Here is a 13,099-nt window from a genome sequence, read left to right on the forward strand (position 1 = left end):
ACGGGCTCCCTTCAGGTCAGAAGTGGCGCTTGAGGTTGGACAGCTCGGACTTCGCATTCAGCAGCTCGGTCTCGGCTCGCCGCAGGTCAGCCTTGGCGTCATCCCGGATACGGATGGCCATGTCGCGGCCTTCGTGGTCCTCGCCACGACTGGTCATGCTGCGGACGATGCGATCCCACTTGGCGATCCGCTGCCGGGCGTCATCAGCGGCCTGAGTCGCCGCCCGTTCCCGAAGCACCAGCCCCGCGGCGAGCTCCCGCATGCGGTCGACGTACTCCGGGCTCTTGCTCTTACGGTTGAACAGGCCCATGACGGGCTCCTTCCGGGTTAGCGAAGCTTGCGGGCGAGGGACTCGAGGCGGACGGCCTCACGTTCGTGGGCGGCGACCTTGCGGTTCTCGAACTGGGCCTTCAGCCATCCGCCGACCTTCTCGATGCCGTGGTTGTTACGGATCCCGGCGAGGACGAAGTCGCGGACCCCGGGCCGGCCGAACTGGGCGGCGTGCACCAGCTCATGAACGACGGTCTTGTCGATCTCCCGACTCGGGGTGGCCTGCAGGTCGACCAGGATCAGGACACCGGACGGGCTGAGCGTGGTGTGGGCGAAGCTGGGCGGTGTGTCGAACTTGGATCGGCTGCGGGTCCCGAGGATCTGCTGTTCGGCGGCGACGATGCTGTGGTGGTAGCCGCGGGTGTCGGAGGCGACGATGCGGACGTTGCCCACGGACTCGCCGAGCTTCTTCTCGACGAGCCGTGCGGCCTGGTCGGCGATGGCCTCGACCCGGTCCAGGCCGGATCCGTACCGGGCCCCGAGCTTGTAGGCGGTGACGTTCATCGGACCCTCCAGGTCGGCTGAATCTCGACGGGCTACCACCAGCGGATCTTCCGCCGGTCGGGGCAGCCGTTGCGGGCGTGGTCCTCGCAGGGCTCGCACGGTGTCCTCTGGTCGCCGAGGCCGAGCAGATTGCCGCGGTGGAGCTCGGCGTGCTCCTCGCACTGCGGGCACTTGTCGGCCATGAGTCAGGCTGCGGCGGGCTGGGTGAGGCCGGCGAGCTCGTCGAGGAGCCGCGGGCCGTGCGGGTTGTGGGTGTCGTAGTCGGCGGCGATGGCCTCGACGCGGGCGATCTCGAGGGCGTCGTTGGTGCGGAGGGCGGTCAAGTACTGGCTGATGAGCCGGTTCACGAACTGCATGACGGGTCTCCTTCAGGTCTGTGGGCTGGCTGGGTGGAGTGCCCCGGGCCGGATCCGATCCGGCGGCATCACGCCGGGTCCGGGGCTGGGTGGGTCAGGGGCGAATGTCGGTGACGAGGCCGAGCTCGTTGATGTCGACGGAGGAGCGGCAGTTGCCGCAGGTGAACCGGATGCCGGTGCCGCCGGGGCGACGGGCCTTGTCGCTGCTGCAGCAGACCGGGGCGGCGTCCAGGCCGGCCTCGTCGCCGGGGGTCAGTTCCATGCCGTGGAGAGTGGGCTCGCTCATGAGGTGTCTCCTTCAGGTGGATCAGTGGATTCGGCGGACGGTGACCTGGAGGTCGCGCGGGTCGTTCTCCGCGGCGGCGATACGCCGGTCGAGGTCTTCCTGGCTGTGCACGGTGATCGTGTCGGTCGGCTCGCCGGTGACGATGTTGACCTTCTGGCCGGTGCGGCTGGTGGCGGTGAAAGCCCACTTGGGCATGACAGATCTCCTCGCGGCAGATGCGGGTGTGGATGAGGTGGGGTGACGGGGCCGGCGGGCGGGGGAATGGACTGCCAGCCCCGGCGGCTCTGGGGGTGCGCGTCGGCTAGCGGCCGGAGCTGCGCTTGTTGACCTCGGAGACCTTCTTCGACAGGTCCTCGCGCTCCTGCTCCGTCATCGCGGACGGGCGGACGTGGGAGGCGGCAGCGTGGGCGTCGATGTCGGCCTGCGTCATCGGATACGACCAGACGAAGCTGCCGCCACCGCGCTTCTTGCCGACGGCGATCCCGCGACGCTGCGAGGTCACGGTCTTCTCGACCGTCGGGGCGCTCACTGGGCACCGCCGATGCGGGCAACACGCGCCATCTCACGGATCCGGGCCGCGAACGCCTCAAGGTTGTCGGCGAACCGGTCAGCCTGGTCGGGGCTCATGTGGTAGCCCTCGCCACCATCCTCGACCAGGACGAACGGCTTCCGACGGCCCGGGATCGATGACGTGGGGTCGAGGCCGAGGTAGGCGTAGGTGAACAGGTCGTCCGAGTCGCCCAGGTGGGGCAGCTTGAGGTCGACGTGGTCACTGCTGTGCCAGACATCCTCGATGCAGCCGTTCGAGTCGGCGACGTGGTCGATCGTGCACCACGCGGGGCACTGGATCTGGATCTCCGTACCGGACACGACGGCCGGGACGAAGCGAGTGGCGAGCGGGGTGGGGCTGTTCTCGCGGGAGCGAGTCGATACAGTGGTGCTCATAGGTTGGACTCCTTGGTCAAGAAGGGTCTGAACCTCGCCCCGCTCGGTGTTCCCGCACCAGCGGGGCATTTTCATGCCCTGGCCTTGCGGCCTGGTGAGACCTATAGTTGCAACATGACGCTTCAAATGCAAGCGGTCGCGCACAATGACCGCAGACGAGTCGCCCTGGGTTGCAACCTGGTGTGGGAAACTGCGGAGATGACGGACGAGGAGCGAGCAGCACAGGAAGCTGCCATGCGGGAGCTCGACGACCTGACGGCGGCATTCAGGGCCACCGAGAAGGCGCATGAGCAGGCCAGGCAGGCACTGCGCGCGGCGATCATCGACAAACTGATGACGCGGACGCTCCGCCCCAGCGAGGTTGAGGCGCACACTCCTTACGACCGGGTTCACATCGGCCGGATCGCCCGAGAGGCCGGGGTCCCGCCGTTGCGCACACGCGGCAGCAAGAGCGCCAGCTAGTCGATTCACCATGCCGTTACTGGACCGCTTGAGGGACCTGTGACGGCATGCTGAGACTCGATCACTCACCGTTCACTCACACTCACAGGGGGAAGCGATGTCTGAGCTCGGCCCTGCGGAAGAGTTCGTCGCCGAGCTGAAGAGATGGCGCGACGTTCGAGGCCTGTCGCAATCGGCCCTGTCGCAGCTCGTTGGATACACCCCGTCGTACATCTCGAAGGTCGAGGGCCAACAGCAGCGACCGTCACGCGAGTTCGCCGCCTCGGCAGACGAGGCCCTGCACGCTGGCGGGGCGATCCGGAGGGCCTACCAGGCGTTGCACGCGAAGCCTCGACCTGAAGGCCGGCGAATGCCCACGCCCGACCCGCCGGCGAGTCTGACTGTGGAGCACGAGGACACGTCGCTGCACTACGACGGCCGCGTCTACCGGGCGACTCAGCGGCGCCGCTTGTTCAACGGCGGCTCCGAGCCGATCACCAGCTACCTCATCCGCATCTCCGTCGACCGCTACCCGGGCGACCCGGAGCGCTCGAACGCGCACTACCGCGAGAACCCGCTGACCTGGGAAGAGATCAACCTCAGTGCCAGCGTCGCCGGCGAGCCGCTGAAGTGGCGCGTGCAGCATGACCGAGACGCTTTCAAGGAACTCTGGCTGCTCTTCGAGAACGAGGACGGCCGCTACCCGCTCTACCCTGGCGAGTCGGCATGGCTGGAGTACAGCTACACCGTCGGGTCAGACAAGTGGGGATCTTGGTTCCAGCGTGCGGTTCGCCTGCCGACCCAGCGTCTCAGCGTCCAGCTGGACTTCCCTGCCGAGCTGGAGCCGGCGGTGTGGGGCACCGAGACGACGATGACTGCGACGGGCAACCCCTTTCGGAATCCCATCAGTTCCTCCACGGAGGGCGGACGCCGCGTGTTCTCCTGGAGCACGGATGAACCGCCACTTCATGCCCGATACCGCCTCGAATGGAAGTTCCGGGCCAAGACCCCTCAGGAGCCGAATCTGACCAGTACCGCCGACACGGCCAGCGGACGCATGCAGGCGATCGGGATCGTCCAGGAGGGCGACCCGATCCTCGCGACGCCGGCCCGACTGTTCGCCCTGCCCGATGAGGCCGAGGACGCCCGTCGCGTCGTTGCCGAGCTGAACTCGGCCGCCGACCGGGCCGCAGGGGTGCACCCCTTCGGGAAGGGCATGGGCATCGCCGCCCCGCAGATCGGCATCAACCGCGCCGCTGCGATCATCCGCACGCCCGAGGGTGAGTCGATCACGCTGTTCAACCCTCGGATCATCGAGGAGGCCGGCGGCTTCGACGAGCAGTACGAGGGCTGCCTGTCCTTCTTCGATGTCCGCGGGATGGTGCCGCGCCCGATGTCGATCCACGTCGAGCACACCGACATTGACGGCCAGCAGCACATCACCATCTTCGAGCGCGGCCACGCCCGGCTCGTCGCCCACGAGGTCGACCACCTGCACGGAACGCTGTACCGGTCGAAGATGCGGCCTGGGGTCGAGCCGATCCCCGTGTCGGAGTACCGGGGCACCGGGCAGACGTGGCAGTACGGGAAGACGCCTCAGTGACTGCGGATCCAGGAGTCTCCGTCGCCGTCATCGCCAACGCTGGCCGTGTCCTGATGATCCGGCGCAGGGAGCGCGAGGGACGGCTGCTGTGGGCGTTCCCGGGTGGCGGCATCGAGGCCGGCGAGACCCCGGAGCAGGCCGCGGTACGCGAGACGGCGGAGGAGGTCGACCTCGAGGTGAAGGCTGTCCGGTCCCTCGGCAACCGGGTGCACCCGCAGACCGGCCGGCACATGTCCTACGTGGCATGTGAGGTCGTCGGTGGCGAGGCGCGGGTCGCGGACGAGGAGGAGCTGGCCGAGGTCGCATGGATCCGGCTCGAGGAGATCCCGGACTACGTGCCGTGGGGGCCTTTCGGGCCGGTGCAGGAGTACCTCGACGAGACGCTCGGTGCCTGACGCGCAGCACGAATCGGCCCCTCCCGCCTTCAGGCGGGAGGGGCCGAGCCAGTACTAGGCGGCGGGCAGTTCCTCACCCATGCCGAACTTGTTGGCAAGCCAGTCCATGCCCTTGTGGGTCAGGAACGTCTGCTCGACCATCTTGAAGCCGGCCTGCACGAACTTGACTTCCGCGCGCCTGTTCTGGATGTGCACCTCGTAGGGGATGCGCGGGTTCTGGACCTGGAGGAAGCGGATGTCGTCCTGGCGCAGACGCTCCATGAACTTCGTGCGCCCCATGCCGCCGGTGACCTTGGTGAAGGCCTTGGCCGCGGCATTGAGGTCGATGAGACCCTCGTCGTTGCAGAAGGCGTCCCACTTGCCCGCCTTCGGAGCGGCGACAGCGAGTTCCTTCTTGGTGGCGACGAGCTCGCGGGCAGCGGCGAGGTACTGCTCGGCGAGTACGACGACGCCCTCGGGGCTCGACAGGTCGGGCGCGGCAGGCTGGGCAAGCTCGGCCTCGCGCGCCTTCACCGCGAAGTAAACCTTGGCTGCCGCGATCAGCGGCTTACGGCTGTCCCCCGCGAGTGCGACCTGGTAGGCGCCGAAGCGGGTGAGACGGTAGTCGGCCACGCGCTGCTGCCCCCAGCGGCCACCCTTGATCACTTTATGGGCACCCATAAAGTGATCACGAGAGTCCAGGTCTGTGGTGTCGATCCCTTCGCGGGCCTTGTTGATCACCCGCTCGAACTCCTGCCAGTTGGCGTAGCCCATGACGATCTGGAGATCGCGTGCGGACCAGCGCTCCTGCCCGTTGTGGTCCAGAAGCATGATCTGGTCGAAGGGACTGACCCCCCGGTGGTTGACCGCGGGCAGGGGTGCGTTACTGTTGGGGTGTTGCATGGAGCTGTTACCTCCGTGTTGAGCCTTCATTGGATTCCAGTCCGCCTGAAGGCAGGTTGATATTCGCGTGCGGCATAGGCGTGCCGCACGCCAAGAGCATACCTGCGCTGAACAACTTCCCGGGATTCGGGCACTAGTTGTCGCGCGTCAAGCCCCTCCATCGTTATGGCGATGGAGGGGCTTCGCCGTTCACGCCGCGGCCCGCCTGTCCGCGAGCGGCAACCGCAGCACCTCGCTGTGTCCGTACTCGGTGCGGCATCCCCGGCAGGTTTCGCCGCGCGTGTTGAGCGTGGTCCGGATGACGTTGCCGCAGGGGCATGCGACGGGGATCTTCCGTGGCGGCTTCTCGCCGCCCGTGATGCCGGCCAGCGTGCGCGTGATGTCGCCGACCTCGCGAACGAACTCATCGGCGGCGGGATGCACTTCGGCGCACCAGCGGAGGTTGTAGCGCAGGGTCCGGCATGCGTGGTCGACGCGCTGCTGCAGGGTGCCAGCCTCGTTGAGGTCGGCGTGCCCATAGGTTTCCCAGTCCCGGACCCAGGTCTCGAGGGGGCCGAGAACCTGGCCGCTGGCGGCCTGGAGGCTGACGACGTCGATCCGAAGCGGGATGGGCGCCGTCTTGCTGCCGGACACGGCCGGCCCGCCGCTGTTGCCGCCGCGCTGGAGGTGGTGGGCGAGCTGGGCGTACAGGCCGTGGGGGCCGGGGATGGCGGCCAGGTGCCGGGCGGTCCGGTCTTCGCAGCGGAAGCAGAGTTGGCGGCCCTGCTCGTCGGTGCGGAGTTCGTAGGTGCAGCGGAGGCAGGTCGGGAAGGCGTTCACGGCGTCTCCTTGCGGCGGTGCGGGCTGGGCGGGTCAGGCGGTGGGCTGCTGCGGGTCGAGCGCGTCGAGGAGCTCCTGCAGACGGATGGGGACGTCGCCGTCGTGGCGGAGGTGGTTGGGGTCGATGCCGTGGCGGATGAGGTGGACACGGATCTCGTCGAGGTAGCCGGTGATGGTGCGGCGGGCCTTGTGGGCGAGGTCGAGGCGGGTCTGGAGTCGTTCCGTGTCGGCGACGGCAGGGAGTGTCAGCACGGCGTCGGCGTGCGCGTACCAGGCGTTGCGGGCGTGTTCCCATTCGGTGCCGTCGGCGAGGAAGGCTTTCGATCCGGCGTGTCCGGCGAGCGCTTCCGCGATCTGGTCCCGCAGCGGGGATGAGGCGGGGGTCGGTGTCTGTTCTGTCATGGTCTGCTCCGTTGTGTGGGGCGGCGGTTGGGGTCGCGGCCCGCTACGGGGCCTCTGAGCGCCTCGTAGCGGGCCCGGCGAACTTGGGAGTCGCGATCGGCGTTTCAGGCCCTCACGCGGGCACACAGCCCCTCTGGCGGGGTCGAGTTGAGGTTCACGCCGCCTCCCGGTTCCGGTCGTTGCGGTTCTTCCGCCCGTTCCGGTAGGCGCGTTCCCCGGCCCAACAGCCCTCCTGGCACTGCTTGGGGTCCTCGCCGCGGCGGATGTGCGCCTCGTAGCCGGCGTGGTCGCCGTGACGCTGCGGCCGGCCGTCGAGGATCCCGGCCCGGCAGGCAAGCAGGACCGCGTGGGCGATGTTGCGACCGCCGAGCTTCCGTGTCGCCCGAAAGGCGATCTTGTTGACGCTCTTGGCATGCAGCCCATGGCGGGCGGCGATCACCGCGTAGGTGTCGCCCTGTGCGGCGCCGCGGATGACGGCGAGTTCGTTGTCGGTGAGTTCGGCCATCAAAGGCTCCGGATGACGTTGGTGACTGGCCGGTCGGGTATTTGGTGGCGGGTTGGGGAGCGGCCGTGGTCGGCAGGTACGCGCTTGGCCCAGCGGCGCCGGCGGCGGGTGCCGGCTTTCGCGTCGGCCTCCGCCTCCCAGCCGTCGAGCCACAGCGGCGGTTGCACCGCGGTCACTGGCCGGCCTCGTCGGCCATGCGGCGGAGCAGTCGGACGGTGTCGCGGATGGCGTGCAGGTAGCCGGTGGGTGCGCCCGGGCCCGGGGTGAGTTCAAGGACGATCTTGTCGGCTGCTTCGCGGAGGACGTTGACGCGGTGCTGGCGGGCAATGCCGCGGGCATCGGCCATGGTGAAGCTGGCCCGGTGTTCGGCGAGGACCTCGGCGCGGTAGGCGTCGAGGAGGCGCTTCACCTCGGCACCGACGATCGGGCCGCGCGGCATGAGCGTCTCCAGGTCCTGGCGGGCCGCGGTCTGCTGCTGGGCGGCCGGCTGCCCGGCGGCGGGCTGCTCGTCGATGGCGGCGAGGACGGCGTCGGCGAGTGCCTTGCGGATGCTGAGCGGCAGCCAGGCGTCTTGGTCGAAGAGGACGGGCCCGACGGCGTTGAAGGCGAGCGCGTGGCGCTGGTCGGTCATGGTCTGCTCCTGATCGTGTCTAGGCTGGTGGGGTGGCCGCCCCGCAATGCCCGCGGGGCGGCCGTCTTGCGTCGTGCGGGCAGTCAGGCAGCGGGCGGGTGAGCGAGGAACGCCTGACGGCATCCGTTGCTGCGGCACCGAATGGGTTGGGGCACCTGCTCGGGAATCCACTTCATGTCGTCGTCGAGAACGGACCGGCCGCATTGGGATGCGGTGCCCTCGCGGATCCGCTGTCCGGCCATGTGGACGACCTTGCTGCTGTGGACGTTGGGGCGGTCGTACCAGGACGCGTCACGTCCTGCTGCCCACGGCGCTTCGTCGGTCATGCCGTGTCTCCTGTGTGCGGGTCGGGTGGAACCGGATGACGGTCAGGCGGCGGTGAGTTCGTCGGCGTCGTAGGAGGCGGCAAGGCCGCTCGGGTCGTCGTCGAGGGTTACGCCGTAGCCCCAGCTGGGGCCGAAGGGCTGGCGGGTGATGGTGCCGAGGCTTCCGGCAGGGAGGTCGAGTGCTCCGGGCCAGGCGCCGGGGGCGTTGACGGTGGTACGGACGCGCTGTCCGACGGTGAACTCGGGCTCGGGCATGTGGTTCTCCTTCAGGCGGCGGGGGCGAGTGCAGGTCGGCTCACGTGGATGCCGGTGGCGACAGCGATGGCGTGGGCGGCGAGCAGCGGGGGGACGGCGTCGCCGATCTGGCGGGCGACGCGGGTCTTCGGGCCCTGCCACGGGTAGTCGGCGGGGAACGTCTGCAGCACGCCGGCTTCGGACGGGGTGACCGACCGGGTGCCGGTGTCGTCCTGCCACTTCCATCGCCACACTTCGCCGGTGATCGTCGGCGCGGGTTCGGTGGCGGTGCGGTTGCGGCGGGGTCCGTGGGCGGCGAGGCGGGCGACGGAGTCTCGGCGGGACACGAGGACCGTGTCGGCGGTGACGGCGTCGATGGCGTCGTGCATGGGCACGTGGCGGCCGGCGTGACTCGGGGCGGGGGCGTGGACGGTGCGGGTGCGGGAGGCGAGGAGCACGGCGCGGCGCCGGGACTGCGGGACGCCGTAGTCGGCCGCGTTGAGGACGCCGGTCCAGGTGCTGTAGCCCCAGGCGGTCAGGTGGCGGGCGTATTGCTGCCACAGCGGAAGGACCGCGGGTACCTGCTCCATGGCGACCCACTGGGGGCGCAGGGCGCGGATCCAGCGCATGGGTTCGGCGGCGAGGAGGCTGTCCGGGTTGGCGCACGCGGCGCGGTGGCTGTTGCGGGTGTCGTGGCCGGCGGCGAGGTCGTCGATGGTGGCGGCGACGAGGCTGCGGTCGAGGTGGCCTTCGCGGAGTCCGCCGGGCGACCAGGGCCGGCAGGGCGGGGACGCGATGAGGCCGTCGGTGGCGTCGTAGTCGGCCAGGTTGGCGAGGGTGACGTCGGCCTGGACGGTGCCGTGGCCGGCGGCACGGCGGGTGGCGCAGGCCCAGGGGTCGAGCTCGATGCCGGTCTCGATGAGGCCGAGGGTGCGGAGTCCGGTCGACCAGCCGCCGGGTCCGGCGAAGAGGTCGGTGATCTGCATGTGGTTCTCCTTCCGGTGGTAGTCGAGTGCGAGTTGTCCGGGGATGGCCGGGGTGGGGGTGTCGAGGAGTGCGCGGGTGGCGGTGAGGCGGGCGGTCATGCGGCTTCACCTCGGAGTGCGGCCAGCAGCGCGGCCCGGTTGGCGGCCTGCTGCTGCGGGCTGGTGGGCATGCGATCGGGCCGGTAGTCGTGGACCTTGCCGGTGGGTGCTTCCTCGGCGTACAGCCGCTGCAGGGCACCGGAGGGCGGGAGTTGGAGGGCGCGGCGGACTTCGTTCGCGGTGCCCCGGCCGCACTGGAGGCGGCGGGCGATGGAGGCGTCGGAGTGCCCGGCGCGGACCAGCGCGGCAATGTCGGCGCGGATCTTCACGCGGCGGTCTCCTCAGCCTCCAGGTGCCGGCGGGCGTGGACCTGGTCGCGGAGCGGAATGCCGTCGGTGTGACACGGGAAGCCGGGGGTCACCTGACAGCGGGGGCAGCAGGCGGTGGCCTCGGCCCAGGCGGTACGGCGGGCGGGGTGCGGGTCGGGGAGGGTGCGGCCGGTAGAGCGGACGCGGCACGGCTTGTGCTCGCCGGCACCGCAATGGGGGCAGGCAACGGATCGGGACGGGTGCTGGCCGGCGCGCATGAAGTGGCGGAGCTCTGCGGGCATCGGGGCGTTGGGGCGGATGGTCACTGGTCCTCCTTGGGACGTAGCTGGGTGGTGCCGTGGCAAGCGGTAGTTGTCACTCATCGGGCAGCGCTTCAGCGGCTGCCAGGCTGGCCAGACGGGCCGCGGATGCGGATCGTCGGCTCTCGATCTCGGCCGGGGATTCGAGCAGCGCGGGTCCGCCCTCCGCGACGCGGCTCCGGGCCGCGTGCGGTGTGCGGAGTTCGCGGCGCCGTTCACCGATCTCGACCCGGCACGGCCGGCCCATGGCGGCCTGACACGTCGGGCAGGCGATACCGAGCGGGCCGGGCCTGCGGACCTCGACGACTTCCTCCGCCTGCTGCCCCGGGATGGCCGGCAGCGCCTGGACGACGCCCGAGATGAGCTCGGCTACGGGCCGGCGCTTCAGCTCCATGCCATCCGCGGCCCTCGTGCGCTGATCGCGCAGGGCGGCGAGGTACGCCTGGACGTCGTCGGGGTCGGCATCAGGAACCTCGGCCGGGAGTCCCGGCCCTTGGAAGTCGGTCGCGCGGTTGCCTCGCTGCTGCTTGATCTCAGCGATGATCTCGGCGGGGCTGACGAACGGCTGCCGCTTGGCAACAGCCGCGGCAGCGGCACGGGCGGCATCGAGGCGGTAATCGCCGAGGACGTCGTGCCAGGCGTCGGGGGTGTACTCGTCGAACTTCTGCTGCGGGCAGAGGGCCCGCACGTAGCGAGCCAGCACCACCGTTTCGTCCGGGGTCATGATCCCTCCTGGTTCATGCGGTTCTTGGCCCGCTGCATGGCACGGTCGAAGAGGTCGTTGGTCTCCTGTTGATGCCGGCCGACGGGTCCGCTTTGGCCTACGGCCGCGGGCAGATAGGCGACTCCGTCCTGCCGCTCGGGAGGCTCGAGGGAACGCCACCCCTGGACCCAGGCCGAAGCACCGGCAGGCTGTCCCTTGAGCCGGGACGAGTTGACGGCGTAGGCGACCATCGCGGGGACGCCGACGCGGTCCATGGCTTGGCGGGTGATCTCCCAGCCGGATTCGCGGAGGTCCCAGGCGACGCCTGCGAGACCGGCGTTGGCGATGCTCCGCTTCAGCTCGGCAAGGCGGTCAGGGAAGCCGCTCGGTCTCTCCTCGCTAGCAGCACCAGTACTTCCGTAGGAAGTACTGGGGTGAGGAGTGGCACCGGCATGGATACCCGTGACGGAAGCGTCACGGCGTGACGTACCACTCTGACCTGCACGTTCGTCTGAGCTTTGAGATTTTTCCGAAGCACTTTCGCTTTTTTTCGAGGAGGAATCGAAGGTAAAGTCCTTCGATTCCTCGTCCTTTTGGTCGCTGTTTCCAGCGCCTGCCACTCCCTCGCGGTGCCTCGCCTGGCGGTCCCGCGCCTTCTTCCTTTCCGCCTCATGCCGGGCGCGGGACGTGTTGCGGCCGTCGTCCAGGAAGTCGTGGAAGACGTAGTCGCCTGGAGTTGGGTTGGGGCAGCCCCCGCCGCAGTCGTGGCCGTGCTCGTGCCATAGGCCGGCCTTGACGAGCTTGGCCGCCTGGGGCTTGGTGCCGTAGAGGTCGGCAACAACCCCAGGCACGATGCCGTCGGTCAAGTGCTGGGCCGCGTAGGCACCGCAGCGCAGCCACAGGCCGAGCGCAGCGTTCCCCGCCTTGATCAGCTTCGGGTGGGTGTGAGCCTTGTCGTCAATCCGGAACCAGGGCATCAGCTCTCCAGTGACTTGAGAGCGTGCTCGACGCGTGGCGACCAGCGAGGCAGGTAGTGCGTGATGTTGGGGTCGTTGAAACGGCCGGCGAGAGCGGTCGCAGCCACCACGTCGTCGATGCTGAAGCCGCGGGAGAGGGCGGCGAACGTGGACTGGGCCAGGCGCCCGCTCTCCACTTCGTCAAGGTCGGCAGCCTTGCGGGCGCTACGCCACGTCAGCAGGATCGTCCCCGCTGCTGCCTGCTCTGCCTCCGTCAACTTGTAGTCGTCACGGGCAGACAGGAAGACGGTGATATCCGGCTCCTGTAGAACACCGCCCCACGTGGCAGCTCCGACAATGTCGTCCACGGAATAGCACTCGAAGATTGCGGTCTGTACAGCCAGGTAGAGCTCTCGGAAGCCACCCACTCCGGGCGACCAGGTACGGCTCAGAGCCACTGCTGCCGCGACGTGGATCTCATCGTCTTCGTCGAGGTCGTCCTCACCTTCCGGCTCGGTCGCCTCACCCTGGTTGAGGAGAATCGCTCGCGTGCGCTGCTCAATCCCCTTCAGGGCGCTCCAGCAGCAGCCGGCGAGGTACCGCCACTTGTTGTCCGGGGCGACTGCGGTCCTGCCGACGGTGTAAGCGATGAGTTCGACGATCTTCTCCTGGGGAAGCCCCAGCTCCAGCCAGCGCACCACAGAGGCCTCTGCATCCTGCGGCAGGTGGGGGGCAACTCCGTACCTGGCTGTAACGCTGCGGGTGAATACCTCCATGACCTCGGCGGTCCTGGCTGCCCGGGTAGCGCTGCTGAGGCGCTCCTCTTCCGCGGCCTGCTTCCATGCGACGGACCATCTGACGGTGTCGCGGGCTACGTCGGCGACGGTCGCAGCGTCCGGCGGGACGCTGCTCTTGCCGCTGTTGCAGGGTTCGCAGCTGGTGACGAGGTTGTCGGGGGTGTCGGTGCCGCCGAGAGCCTTCGGAACGACGTGGTCAACTCGGAGAGGCACGCCCGGGGCTGTGGCTCCGCAGTACCGGCAGGTGTGGTTGTCCCTGCGGAGGATCTCGTAGCGGAGGCGCTTGGAGACGGCCATGGGAGGTCTGCTTCCTGACGTAAGGGGTGGGTGG

The 13,099-nt window shown here is 69.2% G+C and carries 24 protein-coding genes; 3 read left to right on the plus strand and 21 right to left on the minus strand.

Translation table 11 applies throughout. The features are described 5' to 3' along the window. Positions 1-16: 16 nt before the first annotated feature. The 8 genes from ACGFMM_RS01465 to ACGFMM_RS01500 all read right to left on the minus strand — a co-directional run bounded on the left by ACGFMM_RS01465 (position 17) and on the right by ACGFMM_RS01500 (position 2,421). Complete coding sequence (locus ACGFMM_RS01465; protein WP_393642045.1) at positions 17-310, minus strand: hypothetical protein; 294 nt, start codon at positions 308-310, stop codon at positions 17-19. 17 nt (positions 311-327) lie between these two features. Further along, complete coding sequence (locus ACGFMM_RS01470) at positions 328-834, minus strand: hypothetical protein (RefSeq protein WP_393642047.1); 507 nt, start codon at positions 832-834, stop codon at positions 328-330. A gap of 32 nt (positions 835-866) precedes the next feature. After that, complete coding sequence (locus tag ACGFMM_RS01475) at positions 867-1,016, minus strand: pRL2-8 (RefSeq protein ID WP_393642048.1); 150 nt, start codon at positions 1,014-1,016, stop codon at positions 867-869. A 3-nt stretch (positions 1,017-1,019) separates the two neighbouring features. Continuing rightward, the gene (locus tag ACGFMM_RS01480) at positions 1,020-1,190 is read right to left on the minus strand and encodes a hypothetical protein (protein ID WP_393642049.1); all 171 of its coding nucleotides are present in this window, start codon (positions 1,188-1,190) and stop codon (positions 1,020-1,022) included. Positions 1,191-1,284: 94 nt separating this feature from the next. Then, the gene (locus ACGFMM_RS01485) at positions 1,285-1,476 is read right to left on the minus strand and encodes a hypothetical protein (protein ID WP_393642050.1); all 192 of its coding nucleotides are present in this window, start codon (positions 1,474-1,476) and stop codon (positions 1,285-1,287) included. Between the two features lie 21 nt (positions 1,477-1,497). After that, a complete protein-coding gene (locus ACGFMM_RS01490) occupies positions 1,498-1,671 on the minus strand; it encodes a hypothetical protein (protein ID WP_393642052.1) in 174 nt (57 codons plus the stop codon). 106 nt (positions 1,672-1,777) lie between these two features. Then, positions 1,778-2,005, minus strand: coding sequence for a hypothetical protein (locus tag ACGFMM_RS01495; RefSeq protein WP_393642054.1), 228 nt, complete (start codon positions 2,003-2,005; stop codon positions 1,778-1,780). Beyond that, on the minus strand, positions 2,002-2,421 hold the full coding sequence (locus tag ACGFMM_RS01500) for a DUF6907 domain-containing protein (protein ID WP_393642056.1): 420 nt from the start codon (positions 2,419-2,421) through the stop codon (positions 2,002-2,004). The genes ACGFMM_RS01495 and ACGFMM_RS01500 overlap by 4 nt, the downstream gene beginning before the upstream one ends. 12 nt (positions 2,422-2,433) lie before the next feature. On the opposite strand from ACGFMM_RS01500, the gene ACGFMM_RS01505 reads away from it, so the two are divergent. From ACGFMM_RS01505 to ACGFMM_RS01515, 3 genes are all read left to right on the plus strand, one after another. Continuing rightward, complete coding sequence (locus ACGFMM_RS01505) at positions 2,434-2,883, plus strand: hypothetical protein (RefSeq protein ID WP_393642058.1); 450 nt, start codon at positions 2,434-2,436, stop codon at positions 2,881-2,883. A gap of 97 nt (positions 2,884-2,980) precedes the next feature. Then, positions 2,981-4,465, plus strand: a complete 1,485-nt coding sequence (locus ACGFMM_RS01510; protein WP_393642059.1) for a peptide deformylase — start codon at positions 2,981-2,983, stop codon at positions 4,463-4,465. Beyond that, positions 4,462-4,860, plus strand: a complete 399-nt coding sequence (locus ACGFMM_RS01515; RefSeq protein ID WP_393642061.1) for an NUDIX hydrolase — start codon at positions 4,462-4,464, stop codon at positions 4,858-4,860. The genes ACGFMM_RS01510 and ACGFMM_RS01515 overlap by 4 nt, the downstream gene beginning before the upstream one ends. A 54-nt stretch (positions 4,861-4,914) precedes the next feature. Here the strand turns inward: ACGFMM_RS01515 and ACGFMM_RS01520 are convergent, their stop codons facing one another. The 13 genes from ACGFMM_RS01520 to ACGFMM_RS01580 all read right to left on the minus strand — a co-directional run bounded on the left by ACGFMM_RS01520 (position 4,915) and on the right by ACGFMM_RS01580 (position 13,065). Continuing rightward, on the minus strand, positions 4,915-5,742 hold the full coding sequence (locus ACGFMM_RS01520) for a phage antirepressor KilAC domain-containing protein (protein ID WP_393642063.1): 828 nt from the start codon (positions 5,740-5,742) through the stop codon (positions 4,915-4,917). A 189-nt stretch (positions 5,743-5,931) separates the two neighbouring features. Further along, positions 5,932-6,561 (minus strand): hypothetical protein, encoded by a 630-nt coding sequence (locus ACGFMM_RS01525; protein WP_393642065.1) that lies wholly within the window; start codon positions 6,559-6,561, stop codon positions 5,932-5,934. A gap of 33 nt (positions 6,562-6,594) precedes the next feature. Beyond that, complete coding sequence (locus ACGFMM_RS01530) at positions 6,595-6,963, minus strand: hypothetical protein (RefSeq protein WP_393642067.1); 369 nt, start codon at positions 6,961-6,963, stop codon at positions 6,595-6,597. A 154-nt stretch (positions 6,964-7,117) separates the two neighbouring features. Beyond that, on the minus strand, positions 7,118-7,468 hold the full coding sequence (locus ACGFMM_RS01535; protein ID WP_393642069.1) for a hypothetical protein: 351 nt from the start codon (positions 7,466-7,468) through the stop codon (positions 7,118-7,120). Positions 7,469-7,640: 172 nt separating this feature from the next. Further along, positions 7,641-8,099, minus strand: coding sequence for a hypothetical protein (locus ACGFMM_RS01540; protein ID WP_393642070.1), 459 nt, complete (start codon positions 8,097-8,099; stop codon positions 7,641-7,643). Between the two features lie 83 nt (positions 8,100-8,182). Next, on the minus strand, positions 8,183-8,425 hold the full coding sequence (locus ACGFMM_RS01545; RefSeq protein ID WP_393642072.1) for a hypothetical protein: 243 nt from the start codon (positions 8,423-8,425) through the stop codon (positions 8,183-8,185). A 42-nt stretch (positions 8,426-8,467) separates the two neighbouring features. Continuing rightward, a complete protein-coding gene (locus ACGFMM_RS01550) occupies positions 8,468-8,680 on the minus strand; it encodes a hypothetical protein (RefSeq protein WP_393642074.1) in 213 nt (70 codons plus the stop codon). 11 nt (positions 8,681-8,691) lie between these two features. Next, a complete protein-coding gene (locus ACGFMM_RS01555; protein WP_393642076.1) occupies positions 8,692-9,744 on the minus strand; it encodes a DNA cytosine methyltransferase in 1,053 nt (350 codons plus the stop codon). Beyond that, on the minus strand, positions 9,741-10,013 hold the full coding sequence (locus ACGFMM_RS01560) for a helix-turn-helix domain-containing protein (protein ID WP_393642078.1): 273 nt from the start codon (positions 10,011-10,013) through the stop codon (positions 9,741-9,743). Before ACGFMM_RS01560 ends, ACGFMM_RS01555 begins: the two co-directional genes overlap by 4 nt. After that, on the minus strand, positions 10,010-10,318 hold the full coding sequence (locus ACGFMM_RS01565) for a hypothetical protein (RefSeq protein ID WP_393642080.1): 309 nt from the start codon (positions 10,316-10,318) through the stop codon (positions 10,010-10,012). The genes ACGFMM_RS01560 and ACGFMM_RS01565 overlap by 4 nt, the downstream gene beginning before the upstream one ends. Before the next feature lie 49 nt (positions 10,319-10,367). Then, positions 10,368-11,036 carry a hypothetical protein gene (locus tag ACGFMM_RS01570; protein WP_393642082.1) on the minus strand — a complete coding sequence of 223 codons (669 nt, stop codon included), beginning with the start codon at positions 11,034-11,036 and terminating at the stop codon, positions 10,368-10,370. Next, positions 11,033-11,992 carry a hypothetical protein gene (locus ACGFMM_RS01575; protein WP_393642083.1) on the minus strand — a complete coding sequence of 320 codons (960 nt, stop codon included), beginning with the start codon at positions 11,990-11,992 and terminating at the stop codon, positions 11,033-11,035. The genes ACGFMM_RS01570 and ACGFMM_RS01575 overlap by 4 nt, the downstream gene beginning before the upstream one ends. Continuing rightward, positions 11,992-13,065 carry an HNH endonuclease gene (locus ACGFMM_RS01580; protein WP_393642085.1) on the minus strand — a complete coding sequence of 358 codons (1,074 nt, stop codon included), beginning with the start codon at positions 13,063-13,065 and terminating at the stop codon, positions 11,992-11,994. The genes ACGFMM_RS01575 and ACGFMM_RS01580 overlap by 1 nt, the downstream gene beginning before the upstream one ends. Positions 13,066-13,099 lie beyond the last annotated feature (34 nt).

It is taken from the genome of Streptomyces sp. NPDC048604 (genome assembly GCF_043199435.1).
Classification (GTDB): Bacteria; Actinomycetota; Actinomycetes; order Streptomycetales; family Streptomycetaceae; genus Streptomyces.